Here is a 22,351-nt window from a genome sequence, read left to right on the forward strand (position 1 = left end):
TGTTTGGTAATTAGTGTTTTAAAAATATTTTTACCGATGAAATACGTTTAAAGTCGATTAAAAGCATTTTTTTCTTGTAGAATAAGACTTTTTGTAATATGTTTGTACAAGAACCTACTTATGTTGATAGATGCCCCAAATCTATCAACTAACAAAAAAAAGGATAGATGCCCCAAATATCTATCCTTTTTGCTTTTTATGTGTTTTGTGTTTATGCTAAACTTTGCATTTCAACAAGGTTTTTGTAGGTGCCATTTTTTTCAATGAGTTCGTCATGTTTACCTTGTTCAACAATTTCACCTTTTTTAAGTACAATAATCTCGTCGGCATTTTGGATGGTAGAAAGCCTGTGTGCTATTACAATTGATGTTCTGTTTTTCATCATGTTTTCTAAAGCTACTTGTACTAAACGCTCGCTTTCGGTATCTAGGGCAGATGTTGCTTCGTCTAAAACCATTATAGGTGGGCTTTTAAGAACAGCACGCGCAATACTTAAACGTTGTTTTTGTCCGCCAGAAAGTTTGTTGCCAGAGTCGCCAATGTTGGTTTCAATACCATTAGGTAATTCACTAACAAATTCCCAAGCGTTTGCAACTTTTAAGGCGTCAATAATTTCAGTATCTGTTGCGGTTTTTTTGCCTATTAAAAGGTTGTTTTTAATGGTATCATTAAAAAGAATAGATTCTTGTGTTACTAAACCAATTAAACTGCGTAATGATTTTTTAGGCATATCTTTAATGTTAACACCATCAATATTTATGCTGCCTTCATTAACATCATAAAACCTAGTAACCAAATTTGCAATGGTACTTTTTCCACTGCCAGATTGCCCAACTAAAGCAACAGTTTTGCCTTTTTCAATAGATAATGAAAAGTTTTTTAAAACATAATCATCTTCGTATTTAAAGGATATATTTTTGAATGCCACTGTGCTTTCAAAAGTATCTTTTTTAATTGCATTAGAAGAATCTTTTAAATTTGACTCGGTTTTTAATATGTCTAAGACTCTGTCTGCAGATGCGTTACCAGATTTTACTTTATAACTAGCTTTACTAATTGCTTTAGCAGGTGTTAGAATATTATAAGCTAATGCCATGTAAGTTATAAACTGATCGGGTGTGAGTGAGTTTTCTACTAGCACCATACGGCCACCATAAAGTAGAATTATGGCAATAACTACAATACCTAAAAATTCAGAAGTTGGTGATGCTAAGTTTTGTCGGTGAGCTAAATCATTTGAAAATTTGTACAATCTTGATGTTGAATTTTTAAATGTATTAAAAAACCTTGATTCAGCATTAAAGCCTTTTATAATTTTAAGACCGTTTAGGGTTTCATCTAGAACTGATAAAAAAGCACCATTTTCTTCTTGCACACGTTTAGAGTGTTTTTTTAAACTTTTTCCAACCCAAGATATGATTAAGCCAGAAATAGGAATAAAAATAAATACAAAAATTGTAAGTTTTAAACTTATAGTAAACATTACAATTATTGTAAATACAATAGTTAACGGTTCTCTAACCAATAATTCTAAAATGGCTAATAAAGAATTTTGTATTTCGTTAACATCAGTAGAAATTCTAGCTATGATATCACCTTTGCGTTTTTCAGAAAAATAAGAGACAGGTAAATCTAAAGTTTTTTCATAAAGTTTATTTCTTATGTCTTTTAATATTCCGTTACGTAAGTAAGCTAAGAAAAAATTAGAAAAATACCCAGCTGCATTTTTGAGTAAAAATGTTGATAAAACAACAAAAATCATTAATATTAACACGCTGTACTGTCCGTCTGATTCTATTTTTTGAGTTATGAAAAAGTTTAATGAATCTTCAAGATAATTACCATATTCTAATATTCCATTGTAGTTAGATTTTAATGGTTTTTCAGAAATAGGTTTAGCCGTTTTTAATAATACTTTTAGCATTGGCATTAATGACACGAATGATAGTGTGCCAAATAACGCATATAAGATGTTAAAAAAGATATTTAAAAACGCGTATCTTTTATATGGAATTATAAAGCGTGATAGTTTCTTTATGTAATCCATGTATTATAAATTCATGGCTTTAAGAATAGCATCAATTTTATTTTCTAAAGATTCTTCTGTTTCTTTAAAATTAGACAGATTGTTAAGACCTGTATTAACACTTATATAAAATTTAATTTTAGGCTCTGTGCCACTAGGTCTTAAAGCTATTTGTGTACCGTTTTCAGTGTAGTAAATTAATACATTAGATTTTGGTACGTCAATATTAGTTTCTTTTCCGGTAAGTATGTGTTTTGCTTTTGATGTTTGGTAATCTTCAATAAGTACAACTTTTTCACCGTTAATTTCTTTTAAAGGGTTGTTTCTGGCATCAACCATCATTTGTTTAATTTCTTCAGCGCCTTCAATACCTTTTTTTGTTAATGATACTAGTTTTTCTTTGTAAAAACCGTGTTCTAGGTATAGTTTAATTAGATCTTGAAAAAATGAACTACCGTTTGCTTTTGCATGTGCAGCAATTTCTACAGCCAAAAGGGTAGAGGTTACGGCGTCTTTATCACGTACAAAATCACCAACCATAAAGCCAAAACTTTCTTCGCCTCCTCCAATAAAATCTAATTCAGGGAAGTCTTTTATAAGTTTAGCAATCCATTTAAAACCTGTTAAAACAATTTTGTTTTCAACGTTATAGCTTTTAGCTATGGTTGAAAGCATTGGGGTAGATACAATGGTGGTTGCAATAAATTCTTTACCTTTAATTTTGTTTTCGTTTTTCCATAGTTTCAAAAGAAAATCGGTCATCATTACCATGGTTTGGTTTCCGTTTAAAAGCACTAATTCATTATCAGTGTTTCTAACGGCTACACCAAGCCTGTCACAATCAGGGTCTGTACCAATTACAATATCTGCATTTACTTTATCAGCTAATTCTAAAGCCATTTTTAAAGCTGCAGGTTCTTCAGGGTTTGGTGATTTTACTGTAGGAAAGTTTCCGTTAGGTTCTCTTTGTTCCTCAACAATATGTACATTTTTATAACCGGCACGTTTTAAAGTTTCAGGAACAGCTGTAATTGATGTACCGTGAAGTGATGTGAAAACAATAGTTAAATTGTCTTTTGCTTGTTGTGTTAGGTTTAAACTACCGTTTTTTACTGAAGCATCAATAAAAACATCATCAATATCTTTACCTATGTAGTTTATTAGGTTTTCATTGGCTTCAAACTTAATGTCGGCATAATTTAAAGCGTTTATTTCGTTTATTACAGCGCCATCTTGCGGAGGTACTAATTGGCCACCATCTTGCCAATATACTTTGTATCCGTTGTATTCTGGCGGGTTGTGCGATGCTGTTAAAACAATACCACAATGGCAGTTTAGGTGTTTTACTGTAAATGAAAGCTCTGGTGTAGGGCGTAAATCTTCAAATAAAAATACTTCAATACCGTTTGCAGAAAAAACATCGGCAACAACTTTTGCTAATGTTTTACTGTTATTTCTACAATCATAGGCAATAACAGTTTTTATGTTTTCATTAGGAAAAGCTTCTTTTAAGTAGTTGCTTAAACCTTGTGTGCTTTTACCTAGTGTGTATTTGTTTATTCTGTTTGTACCAATGCCCATAACACCACGCATGCCTCCGGTACCAAATTCTAAATCTTTGTAAAAGCTTTCTTGAATATCTTTAGGGTTGTTGGCAATACTATCTTTTATGAATTGTTGTGTATCTTCATCAAAAGTTGGTGTTAACCAAGCGTTTATTCTGTCTAAAATTTTTGGTTCAATATGAATCATGGCGTGAATAAATTTTTATGGTACAAAAATAGTTAAATGATTAAAAAATACCCCATAAATATGAGGTTGTTATAAATTTAATTTATCTTTTATTAAGTAGCGTTTTTTGTCTTGTGTTGAGCGTAATACAATTTCGCCTAAAAAGCCAGCAACAAAAAATTGTGTACCAATTATCATGGTTGAAAGGGCAATGTAAAATTGAGGACGATCTGTTATTAAACGGCCGGTTGGGTTTAAAAACAATTTATCAATACCTAAATACATTGAAAAACCTAGACCAATTATAAACATAATAACACCAAGGGCACCAAATAAATGCATGGGTTGTTTGCCAAACCTAGAAATAAACCAAATGGTAATTAAATCTAAAAAACCATTTATAAAGCGATTCATTCCAAATTTGGTTTCGCCATATTTTCTAGCTTGGTGAATTACTATTTTTTCGCCAATGTTAGCAAAACCTGCATTTTTTGATAATACGGGAATGTAACGATGCATTTCGCCATTAACATCAATATTTTTAACAACGGTTTGTTTGTAGGCTTTAAGGCCACAGTTAAAATCGTTTAGTTTTACTCCTGATGTTTTTCTGGCAGCCCAATTAAATAGTTTTGATGGTAGATTTTTTGCTAAAATAGAGTCGAAACGTTTCTTTTTCCAGCCAGATACTAGATCGTAACCGTCATTAACAATCATGTTGTAAAGTTCTGGTATTTCGTCTGGGCTATCTTGTAAATCGGCATCCATGGTAATAACAACATCACCTTGGCTTTTTTCAAAACCAGCGTGTAACGCTTGCGATTTTCCGAAGTTTTTTAAAAATCGAATAGCTTTAACATAAGGGTTTTCTATTGATAAACGTTTAATTACTTGCCAAGAATTGTCTGTGCTACCATCATCAATAAAAATGATTTCATATGAAAAATGATTGGATTGCATAACTTGTACAATCCAATCATGTAATTCGTTTAAAGATTCTTGTTCGTTAAGTAGTGGTATAACTACAGATATATTCATTTAAAAAATTTGAAAACTTAAGATAGCCTCAAAAATAGTGAAATTATCTGGCCTCTGGATTATTTTTTTTCATAACCGCAGCAACAAGTAAACCTATAATGCTTAAAGGTAATAGGTAGTTTACAAATAATGATATCATTGAATTTTTTAAAGAAAACATGTTGTCTGATTCTATTTTCTCAACCATTTCAGCAATTTTTTCAGGCGCAAAATTCATGCTTTTGTATACCAAAGCTATTTTTTCAAGTGATTTTTCTTTTAATAAAGCAGCCGCTTCAACATCAACAAAATTAAATAGTATAAATGATACCAAAGTAACAATGCCAAAACCTATTAAAGTTGTAATAAAATAGGTAGTAAAAGCGTCTTTAAAACTAATAAAGCCATGTAATAGTTTTTTAGCGTTAACAATAGCTATTATGGCTAAAGCAATGGCAACTAAGTAAAATGATACGCCAAATAATGTGTTTAAAAACAGCTCTACGTTAATTAAATAGGCACCACAAGTAAGTGCTGTTAAAATAATGCCTAAATAAAGCCCAAAGTTTACTGCTACAGATTTGAATGATTTTTCCATTATATTTTAGTAATTTTAATGTTGGTTTTAAGCGTTAGTATGTAAAAGTAGTAATTAGTTACAAAAAAAGTTTAAATAAAGTTTACAAAAATATTGCGCAATTATAAAAAATGCTTAAATTTGCACCTCGAAAAATTAAGGACTTTAAAAGTTTAAAGCGATGAAAAAAGGTATACATCCAGAAAATTATAGAATAGTAGCGTTTAAAGATATGTCTAATGATGATGTTTTTTTAACAAAATCTACTGCTGATACAAATGAAACTCTAGAGGTTGATGGTGTTGAGTATCCACTAATAAAAATGGAAATTTCAAGAACATCGCACCCATACTACACTGGTAAATCTAAATTAGTAGATACAGCAGGACGTATTGATAAATTCAAAACTAAATACGCTAAGTTTAAAAAATAAACTTAACGATATAATAATATTTGTGAGCCTTTCTGAACAAGAAAGGCTTTTTTGTTTTCTACTTTTAAATTACATTTGATATTATAAAACTAAGTTTAAGCAAAAGCTTTAAACAGTAAACTTCAAACAAAAAATGAACTATATTCTTTTTGATGGGCCTTTTAGAAATAATTTACTACCATTTACTTACACGCGCCCTGTAGCCGATATTAGAGTTGGAATTTTAACTATTAGAGAAAAATGGGAAACCTTTTTAAATACCACTACAACAACGGTTACTGAAGATTATTTGTCTGATAAATATCCAATGGTAGAAATGGATGAAAATATTATGATTAACGCCTCTTTTTTACCAAATTTAGAATTGGTTGAAATGGTGCTAAACTTACAAAACAATCAGGCCATTTTTAAAGATGAAGACGTTATAGCGTTTTATACAAAAGAAGCACAAGATAATATAGATTTTAACACATTTGAGGCCATTGAGTTTGAAGATGATTGCTTGAAAATTGAAAATACTTGGGATATTTTTTCAAAAAATGCCGATGCTATTCAAGAAGATTTTAATCTTATAACAAAAAACAGAAAATCGCAGCCAATTCCTGCAACAGTTAACACATTAAATACAGAAAATATTTTTATTGAAAAAGGTGCAAAATTAAATTTTGTAACCTTAAACGCTAGTTCTGGACCAATTTATATTGGTAAAAATGCCGAAATAATGGAGGGTACGGTAGTTAGAGGCCCATTAGCCTTGTGTGAAAGTGCTACGCTAAAATTGGCCACCAAAATTTACGGTGCAACTACTGTTGGGCCACATAGTAAAGTAGGCGGTGAAGTTAATAATTCAGTTATTTTTGGATATTCAAACAAGGGGCATGACGGTTTTTTAGGAAATTCTGTTCTAGGAGAATGGTGTAATTTAGGTGCAGATACTAATAACTCAAACCTAAAAAATAATTATGCTGAGGTTAGACTGTGGGATTATAAAACTGAAGGGTTTGCAAAAACCGGATTACAGTTTTGTGGTTTAATGATGGGAGACCACAGTAAATGTGGTATTAACACTATGTTTAATACAGGCACTGTAGTTGGTGTAAGTGCTAATATTTTTGGTAGTGGTTTTCCTAGAAACTTTGTGCCAAGCTTTAGTTGGGGAGGTAGTAGCGGGTTTACAACGTATTTAACTAAAAAGGCTTTTGAGGTTGCAAAAGTTGTTATGGAAAGACGAAAAATAGACTTTACAGACCAAGATAAACAAATATTAGAACATGTTTTTGAAGAAACTAAAAAGTTCCGTAGAAATTAGTTTGTGTTAATTTTTACGTTTATGATGCCCTCATTTATATGCAGTTAAACGAATTGTTTTAAAATAATATTAATTTTTTTGTGTTAATTATTTAATTTAGTTAGCTATTAAAAACTAATTAATGTTGTCTCTCTTTACGTATAAAAAAAATGTTTTTTTTATATTTTTTATTGTTCTTATAATAGATATTGTTATTAAATCTATTGAAGAAACCTCATTATTAAGGGTGTTTACTAAATCTGTTTTAATACTTACTTTAGTTTTTTATTGTTTTGCTAATACAAAATATCAAAAAAAACGCCATTTTATATATGTTATAACAGCTTTAGCGTTATTTTGGATTGGAGATATTTTAATGCTATTTTACAAAACACCTTATTTGTATGATGCTGCGGTAATATGTTTTATAATTGCTAAAATATTTTACATTTTTAGATTAATTACAAACACAGATTTTAAATTATCTAAAGTATTGCCTTACCTGTCTGTGCTATTTGTTTACATGGTTTTTGTATTCTCTTTAATGTATAATAACTTTAAAGATCATTGGTTTTATTTGGCCTTAACTTATTTGTTTGTAGGTTTAAACGTGTTTTTATTCACGTTATTAAGAAAAAATGCAGTTAATAAAGCTAGTTATTTGTGGGTGCTTTATGGTGTGATTGCTTCAATTATTTCTGATAGTATAGTGTCTTTAATGTCCTTTTCAACACTAAATATTCCTTTTGGTACTTTAGCTATGATGTTTTTTTATGGTGTATCACAGTTGTTTATTGTTATAGGTTTGGTAGAAGAAGGTAAGAGGAAGTACTCAAAAACGCTTTTTGAAAGTAAATTTTAATTACTGTTTTTATTTTTTTGTTTTTTCACAAAACGTAAATCAATCATATTAATTGGGTTTATGCCCAAGCCTTCAACGTTTTTTCTTGTAAAGCGTATTACTTCGTCATAATAAAGCGGTACCATAATAGCGTTATCCATGGCAATAGAGTCTATGGTTGTGTAAAGTTGTTTACGTTCGTTTATGTTATTAATGGTAAAGGCTTTGTTGTATAAGCTATCAACAGTTTTGTTTTTAAAGTGAAAATAGTTTGAGCCGTTTGGAGCAAAATTTTTACTGTAAAAAATAGATAAATAGTTTTCAGCATCTAAATAATCGGCAATCCATGAGCTTCTAAACATATCTACTTTTCCGTTTGAGCGGGCACTACGTAATGCGGCTTCAGGCATTACATCAACATTAATTGTTAAACCAGCTTTTTCAAGTTCACGTTGAATAAATTCGCAAAAACTTAAATAATTGCTTGTTGTTACTAATGTAATTTCAGGATTTTCAATTCCTGTTTCTTTTTTAAATTGCGTAATTAATTGTTTAGCTTTTTTAGGTTTGTATGCGTAGCCTGATAGTTTACTGTGGCCTACTAAACCCAAAGGAATAAAACCACCATTTGCAGGATTGCCCACGCCGTTATTTAAATAAAGCATCATTTTTTTGCGGTCAAAACCATAATTGATGGCTTTTCTAATGTGTTTAGATTGAATTTCTGGAGTTTCAGAATCTAAATAAAACCCTAAATATTCGGTGTTTAAATACGGGCCACGAATCATGTTTACCGTTGTTTCGTATTTCTTTCTTAAAGTGCCATTGCTGGTTAAAAGTTCGTCTTTATATGATGCATCTAAACCCGAAACAAAATCAATATTACCTTGTGCAAATTGTAAAAATTCACTTTGCTTATCAGGTAAAAACGTAAGTGCAACAGCTTCTAAGTATGGTAATTTATTTCCAATACTATCGGTTTCAAAATATAAATTGTTCTTTCGTAATACTAATTTTATGTTTTCTTCCCAGCGTTTAAATTTAAAAGGGCCCGTGCCAATAGGGTTTGCTCTAAAATTTGTGCCATAATGTTCTACAATTTCTTTAGGTACTACAGAGCAGTATTTCATGGTAAGTAAACCAATAAATGCAGGAAAAGGTTGTTTTAATTGTATTTGAAAAATGGTGTCGTTTATGGCTTTAAAATTTTCTACTTTATTTAAAACCCAACTGCCGGGAGCTGCTATTTTTTCATCTCTTAAACGGTTTAAGCTGTACTCAAAATCTAACGCTTTTACGGTTCTGGTAGAATCTTTGCCAAACAGCATGTGTTTATGAAAATAAACATCAGTTCTTAAGTTAAATGTGTAGGTTTTAGCATCATTAGATACTGTCCAGCTTTTTGCTATACAGGGTTTTATATTAAGTTCATCATCTAACTGAACCAAGCCATTATATAGTTGGTTATTTATAGAGTTATCTTGCAGCGTTCTAGAAAAAGCAGGATCTAAAGTATTAATATTAGCATATTCATTGTACCTAAAAACAAGGTGATCTTTATTTGTTTTTTTGTTGTTAGCACAAGAAAATAAAAAAATAATAATACAACTAATTGAAAAATAGTTTGTTAATTGATTTGTTATAGGTTTTATCATATAACTTATTAGTTGTAAATTTGCAGTCTTTTAATTGTAAAGATAATTTTAAATAAAACCTAACACAAGTTAAGGGCACAAATATAATGAACAAAAAAGTTGCATTTTATACCTTAGGCTGTAAGCTTAATTTTTCTGAAACATCAACCATTGCTAGAAGTTTTAATAATGAAGGTTTTGAAAGGGTAGATTTTTCTGAAAAAGCAGATATTTATGTAATTAATACGTGTTCTGTTACCGAAAATGCTGATAAACGTTTTAAAACCATTGTAAAACAAGCTCAAAAAGCTAATGATAAGGCGTTTATAGCAGCTGTTGGTTGTTATGCACAGTTAAAACCACAAGCGCTAGCCGATGTTAATGGAGTAGATTTGGTACTTGGTGCTACTGAAAAATTTAAAATTACAGATTACTTAAATGATTTGAGTAAAAACGATTTTGGCGAAGTACATTCATGTGAAATTGAAGAAGCCGATTTTTACGTTGGTTCATATTCTATAGGCGATAGAACACGTGCTTTTTTAAAAGTGCAAGATGGATGCGATTATAAGTGTACCTATTGTACAATTCCGTTAGCACGTGGTATTTCACGAAGTGATACTATGGAAAATGTACTTAAAAATGCACGAGAAATTTCTGCTAAAAATATTAAAGAAATTGTGCTAACAGGTGTAAATATTGGCGATTATGGTAAAGGTGAATTTGGTAATAAAAAACACGAACACACTTTTTTAGATTTAGTAACTAAACTTGATGAAGTTGAAGGTATTGAACGTTTACGCATATCATCAATTGAACCTAATTTGTTAAAAAATGAAACTATTGATTTAGTTGCAAAGTCCAGAGCATTTGTTCCGCATTTTCATGTACCATTACAAAGCGGAAGTAATCACATATTAAAAAAAATGAAGCGAAGGTACATGCGCGAATTATATGTAGATAGGGTTGCAAAAATAAAAGAAGTTATGCCCCATGCCTGTATTGGTGTAGATGTTATTGTAGGTTTTCCGGGTGAAACAGATGACCATTTTTTAGAGACATATAATTTTTTAAATGCATTAGATATTTCATACTTACACGTGTTTACCTATTCTGAACGTGATAATACTGAAGCTGCTACTATGGATGGCGTTGTGCCAAATAACATACGCAGTAAGCGTAGTAAAATGTTGCGTGGTTTATCGGTTAAAAAACGCAGAGCATTTTATGAAAGTCAAATAGGTACTAACAGAACAGTGCTTTTTGAAAGCGAAAATAAAGAAGGATATATTCACGGATTTACAGAAAACTATGTGAAAGTGAAAACACCATGGAATCCTGCTTTGGTAAATACTTTACACCAAGTTGAATTAACCGAAATTGATGAAGATGGTTTAGTACGTTTTAATTTTACCAAAGTTTTAGCGTAAATATTTTCAACTTAATTTTTTACGCTTAACCCGATTTGTTTGTATACATTAAATACTTCATGCTACATTTGAGATAATAATGTTAAGTTTCAAAAAAAAGATGAAATGTTTGCCTAAAATAATACTAATTGGCTTTGTTTTAATGGTGTCTTGCTCTAAAGACACTGTAGATGAAAACACATCTATTTATGGTACTTGGCAAAATATATCACTTATAAACCAAAGTACGCATACTTTAAATTTAATTTTTGGTAAAGGTGGGCTATCTGCAAAAATTAATACAATTGAAGATGCCCAAGGGCATATTATTTCTAATTTTCAAGGGAATAAAAGTTGGAAAAATAATAACGGTATTATTGAAATTGAGCTTGCCAGTGGTGAAACTGAAACTTATAAATTAAACGCACAAGGTCAATTGGAAGCAAATAACCAAAACAGTTTTGTTTTAAATAAAATTTCAAATGACTATACCTTGTTAGAGGGTGATAAATAGCTAAAAAAAAATCCGCTAATATTAAAAAAACAGTTCTTTAATATAGCGGTTTTAATAAATTCTTAATTTAAAACTTAAATTCGTACACCAACAGGTAACATACGTTTGTACTTTCTGTTACTTCTTACAAATTTTGCAATTTCAGGGCTTGTTGGTACAAGACTTAAGTTTCTTTCCTGGATTAACTCAAAAACAGCTTCTAAAAATTCTTTTTTAAAATTGTCATCGGTAATTGTTTCAGGAATAATAAGTTTTGTTAAAAATATTTTACGCTCTTGTAAAGAATATTCAATTTTAGCTAATTTGTCATCAACTTTTAATTCAAATTGGCGTAAAAAATCATTGTCTATTAGTTCAGCAGCATCAACCATTTGTATATTTTTTTTAATTTAAGCGAGGAATAAAGTATGTAAACGATTTACTACGTTTACTTTGCAATGCAAAAGTACTAAAAAAAAACCACATAATAAAGATAAAACAAAGTTAATCGCCTATGAGTCAAGAGTTAATACATGTGTACTTAATGCCAGGTATGGCCGCTAGTCCATTAATTTTTGAGTATATAGATTTGCCCCAAGATACGTTTAAATTACATTATTTAGAATGGGAAATTCCCTTAACCAACGAATCTTTAGTTAGTTACGCCTCACGAATGACAAAAAAAATTGTACACAAACAGCCTGTTTTAATTGGTGTATCTTTTGGTGGTGTACTGGTGCAAGAAATGAGTAAACATATTAAAGCTAAAAAAGTAATAATAATATCTAGTGTTAAATGCAGGCAAGAAATACCCATACACATGCAATTAGCAAAAACTACAGGAGTTTATAAACTATTGCCTACACATTTAGCTAGTAAAATTGATGTTTTAGAAAAATACGCCTTTGGTAAAGGTTTTACCAAACGTTTAAAACTTTATAAAAAATACTTATCTGTAAGTGATTATACGTATTTAGATTGGGCCATAAAAGAAATGGTTAGTTGGTCTCAAGAAAAACCACTAAAAAATATCATTCATATTCATGGTAATAATGATGCTGTTTTTCCTATAAAAAATGTAAATCATTGTATAACAATACAAAATGGTACGCATATTATGATTATAAATAAATACCGTTGGTTTAATACACATTTACCAAATATTATTTTAAAAGATTAATGCTTTTTTAGTAATTTTAAGCAAAACTTTTAAATGATGAAGACAGCAGAACGCATTTTAGCGTGTGTAGGATTGTTAAGTTTATGTTTTATATTTATTAATGCCCTACAAGACGCACCTACCGATGAAAATTTTGAAAAAAAATTAATTAACGATTATAATGTTTACGCATTACAAGTGCCTGAAAATTTAAATTTTGCAGGTGAAGCAATGCCACTTAGTAATCCAGATATTTTAGAGCGCATGGATAGAGAGCTTCTAGTTAATACCTATTGGCAATCTAACGGATTATTAATGTTTAAACGTGCCAAAAAATACTTTCCAATAATTGAGCCTATTTTAGCTAAACATGGCGTGCCAGATGATTTTAAATATTTAGCAGTTATTGAAAGTGGGCTAACTAACGCCGTTTCGCCTGCTGGTGCAAGAGGTGTATGGCAAATAATGAAAACCACAGGTAGAGAAAACGGCCTTGAAGTTAATACCAACGTTGATGAACGATATCATTTAGAAAAAGCAACCGAAGTAGCTTGTAAATATTTAATTAGAGCTAAAGAAAATTTAGGTTCATGGACGCTTGCTGCTGCTGCCTATAATGCAGGTACTGCAGGTGTTTCTCGCAGGTTAAAAGAGCAAAATGTAACAGATTATTACGATTTATTACTTGGTGAAGAAACAGGCCGATACTTGTTTAGAATTGTAGCTTTAAAAGAAATTTTATCTAATCCTGGTAAATACGGTTTCAATTTTAGAGAAAAAGATTTATATACCAACATTCCAACCTATAAAGTAGAAGTTGATACAGCTGTAACAGATTTTTCAAAGTTTGCCGAAAAGTTTGGCATAAACTATAAAATTTTAAAGTTGCATAACCCTTGGCTTCGCGAAAAGCATTTAAATAATAAATCTAGAAAGCTTTATCATATAGATATTCCAAAAGAAGGTTACTACCAATAATATGTTAGAATACATAAAACACAACTGGTGGAGTATTCTAATTATATTTAATTATTTAGTTGCGGCATCAGCTGTAATTACTGTAATACTTAAAAATTTAAACCCAACAAAAACACTATCCTACATTGTAGTTTTAGTGTTTTTTCCTTTTTTGGGTCTTATTGTTTATTATTTATTTGGGCAAGAATACCGTAAAAACAAAATATTTAGTAAAAAAGGTATAGTAAATAAAAATGTAATAAAAACAGTAAATAAAGAATTAGAGTTAAGCCAAAATCAATTTAATAAAATAGAAAATTATTTAGATGAAAAAGTAAAATTAGTTAAGTTGTTGCATAGCAATGAAAATGAACTTTTAACCTTAAATAATGATATTGAAATTATAATAAATGGTAATGATAAATTTGAAAAATTATTAGCTGATATTAATCAAGCAAAAGATCATATCCATCTAGAGTATTATATAATTAAAGATGATACCATAGGCACCAAGTTACTAAATTTATTGTGTGAAAAAGCTAAAGCAGGCATAACAGTTAGGTTAAGTTATGATGATGTAGGAAGCAAAATTTCAAAGCAAATGAAGCAAAAACTAACAAATGCTGGCGTTTATCATCATCCTTTTATGCCTGTATTATTTTCTGCATTAACTGGTAAAATGAACTACCGAAACCACAGAAAAATAGCTGTTATTGATGGTAATATAGGCTATGTTGGTGGTATTAATGTAGGCGATGAATATATAAATGATAACGGAACTGGCTATTGGCGTGATACACATTTAAGAATTTTTGGTGATGCTGTAAAATCATTACAAATTCATTTTTTATCAACTTGGAAATTTGTTTCAAATGAAATTATAACACACTACAAACCCTTTTTTCCTGAAATAAAAGCATTACAAACAAAAATAGCATTACAAATAGCTGGTAGCGGCCCTGATACTGATTGGGCAAATATTATGGAGTTAGCAATTACTGCAATAATTACAGCTAAACAATATGTATATATTACAACACCCTATTTTGTGCCTAATGACGAAATGATTGCTGCCATACAAATAGCGGCTAAAAGTGGTGTTGATGTGCGTTTAATTATTCCTGAAAAATCAGATTCATGGGTGGTTAAACATGCATCAAACTCATTTTTAGAAGCACTTTTAAAAGCTAATGTAAAAGTGTATAAATATCACAAAGGGTTTGTTCATGCAAAAACAATTGTTATTGATGATATTTTTGCCATGGTTGGTACTTCAAATATGGATTACAGAAGCTTCAATATTAATTTTGAAATAAATTCGCTTATTTATAATGTTGATAAAAGCAAAGTTTTAAAAAGTCATTTTTTAGAAGATTTAAAACAAAGCAATCCCGTAGATTACCAAACACATTTAAACCGCTCAAAATTTGAAAAATTAAAAGAATCATATTGCAGGCTGTGGTCGCCTTTAATTTAATTACGCTTCTTTTTTTTCTTAAGTTTATTAATCCAAATAATTGTACCAGTAATAGGTAAACTTGTGCCTATTAAGCAAGCAATAAAATATAGAATTTTAGAGGTTGTTCCAAAAATTTCACCAGTATGAATAGGTTTAATCAATGCAGCTATTTTAACATTTAAAGGCTTGTTGTTAAAAATATCAACAGCTAGTAGCTGTCCAGATGTGTCTATGTAAACCTTATCAGTTGTTACTGGAGACCAATTGTTGGTATTCGTTTTTCTAAAAGAATAATAATTGTTTTTTTTGTTGGGTAGCGTTACGCTAAGGGTACCGTTGTAGTTTAGTGTTTTGTTAGCAATTTTTATAACTTCATCAACTGAAATGCTGTCTTTTTGTGTGTTACTAGGCTTAATTTTTGGAGTAGATCTATTAAAAATTTTAGTGCCTATTAAATTACCTAAACCGTTACGGTAACCTTCAAAAGACCAACATAAACCAGTAATTCCCATAATAACAATAAAAATACATGCATAAAAACCTAATGTATTATGCAAATCATGGTTAATGCGTTTCCAATTAGCATCTGTTTTAATTTTTAAACCAGGTTTTAAATTTTTCCATTTTAATTTCCTTGGAAACCATAAAATGATGCCTGTAATTGATAATATTAAAAATATAATTGTTGCAATGCCTACAATTGGTCTTCCTATTTTAGAGTCTAATAGTAGCCAGCGGTGTAGCTTAAACATACTAAATAAAAAGGCGTCTGCGCTTGTTTTTTCAACAGTTTGTAATGCGCCAGAGTAGGGGTTTACTAGTACTGAGCTACCGCGCCTTTCCTTCATGCTTTTTTTTACAGAAAATGTATAAGCTTTATCTGTACTATTGGGAATACTTAAGCCCGTTACAAAACCTTTATTACTATTTTTTACAATGTCAATTAAATCTGTAACACTTTTTTTGTTTTCGGTTTCGTTAATTTTAGTTTCACTTGAAAAGATATCTTTTATTTCATGTTCAAAAGCTAAAATAGTACCGCTAAAGCAAACTAAAAATATAATAATACCACTACCAATACCTAACCAAAGGTGTATATCGTTTATTAGTTTTCTAAAAGTATAGGTGTTTTTTTTCATGATTATTAACGTGCTTTAATTCGTTGGCAAATCTAAATTTAAAAAATAAATCCACAAAATTTATTTAGACTAATTATAAATAATATGTTTTAATTTTAAGTTTATACCAAAAAAAAGGTAAAGCTAAATGCTTTACCTTTTTATTAAATATGTAGTATGTTGTTATCTGCTACGTCTTTTTTGTGATCTTAAAGATCCGCCAGCACCATAGTGTTGGCTGGGTCCAACGGCACGTTTCATATTTTGTTTCATCATTTTAATTTGATCGGTTAACATACCGTGTTTGTCAAGTGTTTGAGCTTCACTTAGTAGCTTTTGCGCTTCTTGTTTTCTGCGTTTAGAAAAAGCAATACCAGCTAGGTTTAATTTAGCCATGGCTAAATCATGTTTCATTGATAAACCTAAAGATACCGCTTTTTTAAAATATTTTTCAGACTCGTTCATGTTGTCCTGCATGGTCATTAAACCATGTAAATAATTGTAATAACCTTGCTGTTTTTTTACTAGGGCAGCTTCTGGGTTTTTAATTTTATCAAGCCATTTTTTTGCACCATCAAAATCTTGTTTGCGCAATCTTAAAAATGATAATAATATAAATTCGTTTTTAAAGTATAAGAAAATAAAAATACCCGATAGTAAAATAAGTGCTATACCGTTACCAATGTAACCTTCAATAAATTGATAAATGGCGTATGCTATAATTCCTGCTGCTATAATTAGCTTTATAATTTTGTTGTACATGTTTATTTTAAATATTTAATTATGGGTATATTTGCCCATATTTACTAGGGTTTTGTTTTAAAATGCAAAGAAACTAAAATTTTCTATAAAAAATATTATTAAAATAAGTTTGTGAAATAAAAAACTGTTGTATATTTGCACTCGGTTTTGCGGACAGGTAAAAACCATAGTTTAAAATTTACATTTCAGATATTTAAAGATATAAGACAATGAGTAAAAGAACGTTTCAACCATCAAAAAGAAAGAGAAGAAACAAACACGGTTTCAGAGAAAGAATGGCTACTGCTAATGGTAGAAAAGTACTTGCCCGTAGAAGAGCTAAGGGTAGAAAGAAATTGTCTGTTTCATCTGAGTCTAGACATAAAAAATAATGATTAACAATTGTTTATAAATTAAAGGTGTTGCTTAAGTGTAACGCCTTTTTTTATGTTTTCTAATTACTAATTTTGTAACTAACTTATTTTAACAAGAATACTTTATAAAAATGCCAAAAAATCCAAATTTAAAATCTATACTAATTATTGGTTCGGGTCCCATCATTATTGGGCAAGCGTGTGAGTTTGATTATTCTGGTTCACAGGCATTAAGATCTTTAAGAGAAGACGGTATTGAAACCATCTTAATTAATTCAAACCCAGCAACAATAATGACAGATCCTTCAATGGCTGATCATGTGTATTTATTGCCGCTTAACACCAAATCTATAATTAAGATTCTAAAAGAACACCCTCAAATTGATGCCGTTTTGCCAACTATGGGCGGGCAAACAGCATTAAACCTTGCAATTGAAGCCGATGAAAAAGGTATTTGGGAAGACTTTGGGGTAGAATTAATAGGCGTTAATATTGATGCCATTAATATAACGGAAGACAGAGAACAGTTTAGAGAGCTTATGGGTAAAATTGGAGTTCCAATGGCGCCACAAGCCACAGCAACATCGTTCTTAAAAGGTAAAGAAATAGCGCAAGAGTTTGGGTTTCCTTTATGTATCCGTTCATCATTCACTTTAGGTGGCGCCGGTGCTGCAATTGTGTATGAAGAAAAAGATTTTGATAAATTACTACGTAACGGTTTAGAAATTTCGCCTATTCACGAAGTAATGATTGATAAAGCCTTATTAGGCTGGAAAGAGTACGAGCTTGAGTTGTTAAGAGATTCAAATGGTAATGTAGTTATTATTTGTTCTATTGAAAACATGGACCCAATGGGAATTCATACAGGAGATTCTATTACAGTAGCGCCTGCAATGACTTTAAGTGATAGAACGTACCAAAAAATGCGTGATATGGCCATACACATGATGCGTAGTATTGGCGATTTTGCAGGTGGTTGTAACGTACAATTTGCAGTTTCTCCAGATGAAAACGAAGATATTATTGCTATTGAAATTAACCCACGTGTTTCACGCTCATCTGCCTTAGCAAGTAAAGCAACCGGATATCCAATTGCTAAAATTGCGGCTAAATTGGCGTTAGGGTATAGTTTAGATGAATTGAGTAATCAAATTACAAAATCTACATCGGCTTTATTTGAGCCTACTCTAGATTATGTAATTGTAAAAATACCACGTTGGAATTTTGATAAGTTTGAAGGATCAGACCGTACTTTAGGCCTACAAATGAAAGCTGTTGGAGAGGTAATGGGCATTGGGCGTTCTTTCCAAGAAGCGCTTCACAAAGCAACACAATCTTTAGAAATTAAACGTAATGGTTTAGGTGCCGATGGTAAAGAAAATACCAATTACGAACAAATAATTGAAAAATTAACACACGCTTCTTGGGATCGAGTTTTCATAATTTATGATGCCATCAAAATGGGTATTCCGTTAAGTAGAATTCACGAAATTACCAGAATTGATATGTGGTTCTTAAAACAATATGAAGAGTTGTATTTCTTAGAAAAAGAAATTTCAACCTTCAATATTAATACCATTGAAAAACCACTTTTATTAGAAGCAAAGCAAAAAGGTTACGGCGATAGGCAAATAGCACATATGCTTGGATGTTTAGAAAGCGAAGTTTATAGCAAAAGAGAAGCACTAAATATAAACAGAGTTTATAAACTTGTTGATACGTGTGCCGCTGAGTTTGAAGCCAAAACACCATATTACTATTCTACATTTGAAAGTGATATGCAAACAGCCAATGGCGAGCGTTTTTCGCATAACGAAAGTGTTGTAACTGATAAAAAGAAAATAATAGTTTTAGGCTCAGGACCAAACCGTATTGGGCAAGGTATTGAATTTGATTATTGTTGTGTACATGGGGTTTTAGCAGCTGCTGAATGTGGTTATGAAACTATAATGATTAACTGTAATCCTGAAACAGTTTCTACAGATTTTGATACAGCCGATAAGTTATATTTTGAACCTGTTTTTTGGGAGCATATTTATGACATAATTAAGCATGAAAAACCAGAAGGTGTTATTGTGCAATTAGGTGGGCAAACGGCCTTAAAACTTGCCGAAAAACTTGATAGATACGGCGTTAAAATTATTGGTACTAGTTTTGAGTCTTTAGATTTAGCTGAAGACAGAGGAAGCTTTTCAACATTGCTAAAGGAAAACAATATTCCTTACCCTAAATTTGATACTGCTGAAACTGCCGATGAAGCTTTAGCTGTAGCAAAAGAACTAGATTTTCCAATTCTTGTAAGGCCATCGTATGTATTAGGTGGTCAAGGCATGAAAATAGTTATTAACGAAAAAGAATTAGAAAAACACGTTGTAAGCTTATTGCAAAGTATTCCTAATAACAAACTATTGTTAGATCATTATTTAGAAGGAGCTATTGAAGCTGAAGCTGATGCTATTTGTGATGGTGAAGATGTTTACATAATTGGTATCATGGAGCATATTGAGCCTTGTGGAATTCACTCAGGTGATAGTAACTCTACGTTGCCACCGTTTAACTTAGGTGAATTTGTAATGCAACAAATAAAAGATCACACTAAAAAAATAGCTTTAGCACTAAATACTGTTGGCTTAATCAACATTCAGTTTGCTGTTAAAGATGATGTGGTTTACATTATTGAAGCTAACCCAAGAGCATCAAGAACGGTACCGTTTATTGCAAAAGCATATGGTGAACCTTACGTAAATTATGCTACTAAAATTATGTTAGGCGATAAGAAAGTAAAAGACTTTACGTTTAACCCACAGTTAGAAGGTTACGCTATAAAACAACCAGTATTCTCGTTTAATAAATTCCCTAATGTAGATAAAACATTAGGCCCTGAAATGAAAAGTACAGGCGAAAGTATATTGTTTATTGATAGCTTAAAAGACGATGCGTTTTATGATTTGTACTCAAGACGAAAAATGTACTTAAGTAAGTAATAATAAAACCATTTAATTACAAAAAGCCGCTAAATTTTAATTTTAGCGGCTTTTTGTTTATTGAAAAATGATTTCTTAGTTACTAAAAAACGGGCTTGAAATAGCAAGCTAAAAGTTATATTTTAGTTTTTGTAAGTTAACGTTTTTACACTTTTTTAAAGTGTAACTTTTGCATTTTGCGATTTTAAAATATCTAAATAATCATCAAGTTCAAACTCTGAAGCTTTAAATTTTGAGCTTCTCTTTTTAGCCTGTTCTTGTCTGGCAATGCTTCGGGCAAAACGTCTTACGCTTTCTACACTATCAATAATAAGTCCTGGTACTTTGGCATTTTTTCCGTTGTCATCTTTTGCTACCATTGTAAAATATGATGAATTACAATGCTTTACTACGCCTGTTTGAATATTTTCTGCTTCAACCCTTAAACCCACAACCATTGATGTTCTTCCGGTGTAATTTACTGATGCTTTTAGGGTTACTAGTTCGCCTACTTCAATAGGATTTAAAAAATCTACTCTATTTACTGATGCTGTAACACAATAATGTCTTGAATGTTTTGATGCACAAGCAAAGGCAATTTGGTCCATTAAATTTAAAATATGACCACCGTGAATTTTTCCACTAAAATTAGAGTGCGATGGTAGCATAAGCTCTGTAATAGTAACTTGCGATTCTTTTGGGTGTTTAAACATGTTTAAGCTATTAAATTATATAGTATTCCTGTTATTATGGCTATGCCAAAGCTTATTAGTGTGCCAATTAAAACGTATTCAGTTAACTGTCTGTCTTTTGAGTCTCTTAAATCTTTAAATCTAAATACAGATTTGGCAGTAATTAAAAAGCCAACAGCTTCCCAATGGTTTGATATTATAAAAATAAACACCAACAAGCGTTCTAAAATACCAATATATTTACCAGCATCTTCTAAAGAATCATCACTTTTAAAAAGTTCTGAAATATTCCACTTTAAAAAAATAGTTTTCATAATTACTGATGCCGGAATTGTTAAAAATAACAAACAGGTTAAAAGTAAAAGGTTTGTTTCATTAAAAATAATAGCGGTATTTATAGCTTTTTTTGTAGCTATTAAGTATGCAAAAACAATTACTATTATATGGCAAAATTGATCTATAAAAAATAAAATGCGTTTGTTTTTTTCATTTTGAAGTATGAGTTTTAATGCATCAATTATAAAATGCGATACCCCAACTAAAATTAGTATATGCCATAAATTAATATTCCATAATAGTATTGCTGTAACTATAATGTGAATTAAAACATGTAAGTAAAGCTTACCAGATTTTAGTTTTTTTTGTTCTTTTTCTGCAACCCATGTTGTTGGTTGCATAAAAAAATCGGCAATAAGGTGTGCTAAAATTAGTTTTACTAAAAGCATCATAGCGTAGCAATTTTTTGTTTAAACATTTGGTTTAGTTCTAAAATATTATCTAAAGCAGCTCTTTTTTGGCGTTTACTTATTGCATCTTGTTTGGTACCTATTTTTTCGGCTAGTTCTTTTTGTAAAGCGTTAGGGTTTTCAATAGAAAGTTTTACTATTTCGGCAGAATTTGAAGTCCAATTATCCATAGTGGTTAAAGCCAATTTAAAATATAAATTTAACTCTGCATTTAAAGTTTTGTTATTAGTTTTAATAAGAAGATTTTGTTTCTCTTTTTTAAGGAGTTCTAAAGTTTCACCCGAAAAAATAAAAGCTTCGCCATTAGATTCTGTTACTATTTTGCCGTTAAATGTTTTTTTGCCTATACCAATTGCAATTCTAACATCAAGGTTTTTTAAGGTTTTTACACAGGCTTTTATGTAAATAGCAGCCAGAAAGCTGTCTTCAATTTTAGGAATTTCAATTTGAAAACTATCACCACGATAAATATCCCAATATGTTTTATCTGGATTTAATTTAAGCAATGCTTCTTTTAAAATGCCCATCCAAATATCAGGATTTGTGCCTCTAGATTTTATAATATCACCTGTAATTACACTTGTCATAAACAACAGTTGTTTTAATTCCATGTTTAAGGAATAATTAAAAATATTCCATATTTAAGGAATAATTAAAAATATTCCATTTTAAGGGAATATTCAAATGTATTAC

Annotated in this window: 21 protein-coding genes; 10 read left to right on the forward strand and 11 right to left on the reverse strand. The window is 30.5% G+C overall.

Going from position 1 to position 22,351, the window contains the following annotated elements:
* Positions 1-211 precede the first annotated feature (211 nt).
* The 4 genes from FUA26_RS11230 to FUA26_RS11245 all read right to left on the reverse strand — a co-directional run bounded on the left by FUA26_RS11230 (position 212) and on the right by FUA26_RS11245 (position 5,372).
* Positions 212-2,047, reverse strand: coding sequence for an ABC transporter ATP-binding protein (locus FUA26_RS11230; protein ID WP_147135904.1), 1,836 nt, complete (start codon positions 2,045-2,047; stop codon positions 212-214).
* A 3-nt stretch (positions 2,048-2,050) separates the two neighbouring features.
* The gene (locus FUA26_RS11235; RefSeq protein WP_186826906.1) at positions 2,051-3,778 is read right to left on the reverse strand and encodes a phospho-sugar mutase; all 1,728 of its coding nucleotides are present in this window, start codon (positions 3,776-3,778) and stop codon (positions 2,051-2,053) included.
* A gap of 69 nt (positions 3,779-3,847) precedes the next feature.
* Positions 3,848-4,795 (reverse strand): glycosyltransferase family 2 protein, encoded by a 948-nt coding sequence (locus FUA26_RS11240; RefSeq protein ID WP_147135907.1) that lies wholly within the window; start codon positions 4,793-4,795, stop codon positions 3,848-3,850.
* 43 nt (positions 4,796-4,838) lie between these two features.
* Positions 4,839-5,372, reverse strand: coding sequence for a DUF4199 domain-containing protein (locus tag FUA26_RS11245; RefSeq protein ID WP_147135909.1), 534 nt, complete (start codon positions 5,370-5,372; stop codon positions 4,839-4,841).
* Between the two features lie 160 nt (positions 5,373-5,532).
* Here FUA26_RS11245 and FUA26_RS11250 point away from each other — a divergent pair, with 160 nt between their 5' ends.
* The 3 genes from FUA26_RS11250 (at position 5,533) to FUA26_RS11260 (ending at position 7,934) form a co-directional block, all read left to right on the forward strand.
* A complete protein-coding gene (locus tag FUA26_RS11250) occupies positions 5,533-5,784 on the forward strand; it encodes a type B 50S ribosomal protein L31 (protein WP_147135912.1) in 252 nt (83 codons plus the stop codon).
* Between the two features lie 133 nt (positions 5,785-5,917).
* On the forward strand, positions 5,918-7,093 hold the full coding sequence (locus tag FUA26_RS11255; RefSeq protein ID WP_147135914.1) for a GlmU family protein: 1,176 nt from the start codon (positions 5,918-5,920) through the stop codon (positions 7,091-7,093).
* A 121-nt stretch (positions 7,094-7,214) separates the two neighbouring features.
* On the forward strand, positions 7,215-7,934 hold the full coding sequence (locus tag FUA26_RS11260; protein WP_147135916.1) for a lysoplasmalogenase family protein: 720 nt from the start codon (positions 7,215-7,217) through the stop codon (positions 7,932-7,934).
* Here the strand turns inward: FUA26_RS11260 and FUA26_RS11265 are convergent.
* The gene (locus FUA26_RS11265) at positions 7,931-9,568 is read right to left on the reverse strand and encodes an ABC transporter substrate-binding protein (protein WP_147135919.1); all 1,638 of its coding nucleotides are present in this window, start codon (positions 9,566-9,568) and stop codon (positions 7,931-7,933) included. The two genes, FUA26_RS11260 and FUA26_RS11265, sit on opposite strands and share 4 nt — an antisense overlap.
* Before the next feature lie 86 nt (positions 9,569-9,654).
* On the opposite strand from FUA26_RS11265, the gene mtaB reads away from it, so the two are divergent.
* Complete coding sequence (gene mtaB / locus FUA26_RS11270) at positions 9,655-10,977, forward strand: tRNA (N(6)-L-threonylcarbamoyladenosine(37)-C(2))-methylthiotransferase MtaB (RefSeq protein ID WP_186826907.1); 1,323 nt, start codon at positions 9,655-9,657, stop codon at positions 10,975-10,977.
* Positions 10,978-11,086: 109 nt separating this feature from the next.
* Positions 11,087-11,470: a hypothetical protein gene (locus FUA26_RS11275; RefSeq protein ID WP_147135926.1), complete on the forward strand. Its 384-nt coding sequence runs from the start codon at positions 11,087-11,089 to the stop codon at positions 11,468-11,470.
* A 74-nt stretch (positions 11,471-11,544) separates the two neighbouring features.
* On the opposite strand, the gene FUA26_RS11280 is transcribed toward FUA26_RS11275, so the two are convergent.
* Positions 11,545-11,841 carry an N-acetyltransferase gene (locus FUA26_RS11280; RefSeq protein WP_147135929.1) on the reverse strand — a complete coding sequence of 99 codons (297 nt, stop codon included), beginning with the start codon at positions 11,839-11,841 and terminating at the stop codon, positions 11,545-11,547.
* Positions 11,842-11,963: 122 nt separating this feature from the next.
* On the opposite strand from FUA26_RS11280, the gene FUA26_RS11285 reads away from it, so the two are divergent.
* The 3 genes from FUA26_RS11285 to cls are packed head-to-tail and all read left to right on the forward strand — an operon-like array spanning position 11,964 to position 15,042.
* Positions 11,964-12,629, forward strand: a complete 666-nt coding sequence (locus FUA26_RS11285) for an alpha/beta hydrolase (protein ID WP_147135932.1) — start codon at positions 11,964-11,966, stop codon at positions 12,627-12,629.
* Between the two features lie 36 nt (positions 12,630-12,665).
* Positions 12,666-13,586: a lytic transglycosylase domain-containing protein gene (locus tag FUA26_RS11290; RefSeq protein WP_147136335.1), complete on the forward strand. Its 921-nt coding sequence runs from the start codon at positions 12,666-12,668 to the stop codon at positions 13,584-13,586.
* A 1-nt stretch (position 13,587) separates the two neighbouring features.
* Positions 13,588-15,042 (forward strand): cardiolipin synthase, encoded by a 1,455-nt coding sequence (gene cls, locus FUA26_RS11295; RefSeq protein WP_147135934.1) that lies wholly within the window; start codon positions 13,588-13,590, stop codon positions 15,040-15,042.
* Here the strand turns inward: cls and FUA26_RS11300 are convergent.
* A complete protein-coding gene (locus FUA26_RS11300) occupies positions 15,039-16,163 on the reverse strand; it encodes a PepSY-associated TM helix domain-containing protein (RefSeq protein WP_147135937.1) in 1,125 nt (374 codons plus the stop codon). The genes cls and FUA26_RS11300 overlap by 4 nt on opposite strands.
* Positions 16,164-16,325: 162 nt before the next feature.
* Entirely contained in the window at positions 16,326-16,904 is a 579-nt protein-coding gene (locus FUA26_RS11305) for a tetratricopeptide repeat protein (RefSeq protein WP_147135940.1), read from the reverse strand.
* Between the two features lie 209 nt (positions 16,905-17,113).
* Here FUA26_RS11305 and rpmH point away from each other — a divergent pair, with 209 nt between their 5' ends.
* Together rpmH and carB are read left to right on the forward strand one after the other, a co-directional pair.
* Positions 17,114-17,275, forward strand: a complete 162-nt coding sequence (gene rpmH, locus FUA26_RS11310) for a 50S ribosomal protein L34 (RefSeq protein ID WP_129761309.1) — start codon at positions 17,114-17,116, stop codon at positions 17,273-17,275.
* Between the two features lie 113 nt (positions 17,276-17,388).
* Complete coding sequence (carB, locus tag FUA26_RS11315) at positions 17,389-20,241, forward strand: carbamoyl-phosphate synthase large subunit (RefSeq protein WP_147135942.1); 2,853 nt, start codon at positions 17,389-17,391, stop codon at positions 20,239-20,241.
* Positions 20,242-20,396: 155 nt separating this feature from the next.
* On the opposite strand, the gene FUA26_RS11320 is transcribed toward carB, so the two are convergent.
* The 3 genes from FUA26_RS11320 to FUA26_RS11330 are packed head-to-tail and all read right to left on the reverse strand — an operon-like array spanning position 20,397 to position 22,269.
* A complete protein-coding gene (locus tag FUA26_RS11320; protein ID WP_147135945.1) occupies positions 20,397-20,933 on the reverse strand; it encodes an acyl-CoA thioesterase in 537 nt (178 codons plus the stop codon).
* A 2-nt stretch (positions 20,934-20,935) separates the two neighbouring features.
* Positions 20,936-21,640 carry a DUF3307 domain-containing protein gene (locus tag FUA26_RS11325; RefSeq protein ID WP_147135947.1) on the reverse strand — a complete coding sequence of 235 codons (705 nt, stop codon included), beginning with the start codon at positions 21,638-21,640 and terminating at the stop codon, positions 20,936-20,938.
* Complete coding sequence (locus FUA26_RS11330; protein ID WP_246109128.1) at positions 21,637-22,269, reverse strand: transcriptional regulator; 633 nt, start codon at positions 22,267-22,269, stop codon at positions 21,637-21,639. The genes FUA26_RS11325 and FUA26_RS11330 overlap by 4 nt, the downstream gene beginning before the upstream one ends.
* Between the last annotated feature and the right edge of the window lie 82 nt (positions 22,270-22,351).

The organism is Seonamhaeicola algicola (assembly GCF_007997385.1).
GTDB lineage: Bacteria > Bacteroidota > Bacteroidia > Flavobacteriales > Flavobacteriaceae > Seonamhaeicola > Seonamhaeicola algicola.

Coding starts and splice junctions, on each gene's coding strand:
- FUA26_RS11320 (WP_147135945.1), bottom strand. CDS start 20,933: ATGTTTAAACACCCAAAAGAATCGCAAGTTACTATTACAGAGCTTATG.
- FUA26_RS11325 (WP_147135947.1), bottom strand. CDS start 21,640: ATGATGCTTTTAGTAAAACTAATTTTAGCACACCTTATTGCCGATTTT.
- FUA26_RS11285 (WP_147135932.1), top strand. CDS start 11,964: ATGAGTCAAGAGTTAATACATGTGTACTTAATGCCAGGTATGGCCGCT.
- mtaB (WP_186826907.1), top strand. CDS start 9,655: ATGAACAAAAAAGTTGCATTTTATACCTTAGGCTGTAAGCTTAATTTT.
- FUA26_RS11250 (WP_147135912.1), top strand. CDS start 5,533: ATGAAAAAAGGTATACATCCAGAAAATTATAGAATAGTAGCGTTTAAA.
- FUA26_RS11260 (WP_147135916.1), top strand. CDS start 7,215: ATGTTGTCTCTCTTTACGTATAAAAAAAATGTTTTTTTTATATTTTTT.
- FUA26_RS11230 (WP_147135904.1), bottom strand. CDS start 2,047: ATGGATTACATAAAGAAACTATCACGCTTTATAATTCCATATAAAAGA.
- rpmH (WP_129761309.1), top strand. CDS start 17,114: ATGAGTAAAAGAACGTTTCAACCATCAAAAAGAAAGAGAAGAAACAAA.
- FUA26_RS11300 (WP_147135937.1), bottom strand. CDS start 16,163: ATGAAAAAAAACACCTATACTTTTAGAAAACTAATAAACGATATACAC.
- FUA26_RS11235 (WP_186826906.1), bottom strand. CDS start 3,778: ATGATTCATATTGAACCAAAAATTTTAGACAGAATAAACGCTTGGTTA.
- FUA26_RS11330 (WP_246109128.1), bottom strand. CDS start 22,269: ATGGAATTAAAACAACTGTTGTTTATGACAAGTGTAATTACAGGTGAT.
- FUA26_RS11265 (WP_147135919.1), bottom strand. CDS start 9,568: ATGATAAAACCTATAACAAATCAATTAACAAACTATTTTTCAATTAGT.
- FUA26_RS11280 (WP_147135929.1), bottom strand. CDS start 11,841: ATGGTTGATGCTGCTGAACTAATAGACAATGATTTTTTACGCCAATTT.
- FUA26_RS11255 (WP_147135914.1), top strand. CDS start 5,918: ATGAACTATATTCTTTTTGATGGGCCTTTTAGAAATAATTTACTACCA.
- FUA26_RS11245 (WP_147135909.1), bottom strand. CDS start 5,372: ATGGAAAAATCATTCAAATCTGTAGCAGTAAACTTTGGGCTTTATTTA.
- cls (WP_147135934.1), top strand. CDS start 13,588: ATGTTAGAATACATAAAACACAACTGGTGGAGTATTCTAATTATATTT.
- FUA26_RS11240 (WP_147135907.1), bottom strand. CDS start 4,795: ATGAATATATCTGTAGTTATACCACTACTTAACGAACAAGAATCTTTA.
- FUA26_RS11290 (WP_147136335.1), top strand. CDS start 12,666: ATGAAGACAGCAGAACGCATTTTAGCGTGTGTAGGATTGTTAAGTTTA.
- carB (WP_147135942.1), top strand. CDS start 17,389: ATGCCAAAAAATCCAAATTTAAAATCTATACTAATTATTGGTTCGGGT.
- FUA26_RS11305 (WP_147135940.1), bottom strand. CDS start 16,904: ATGTACAACAAAATTATAAAGCTAATTATAGCAGCAGGAATTATAGCA.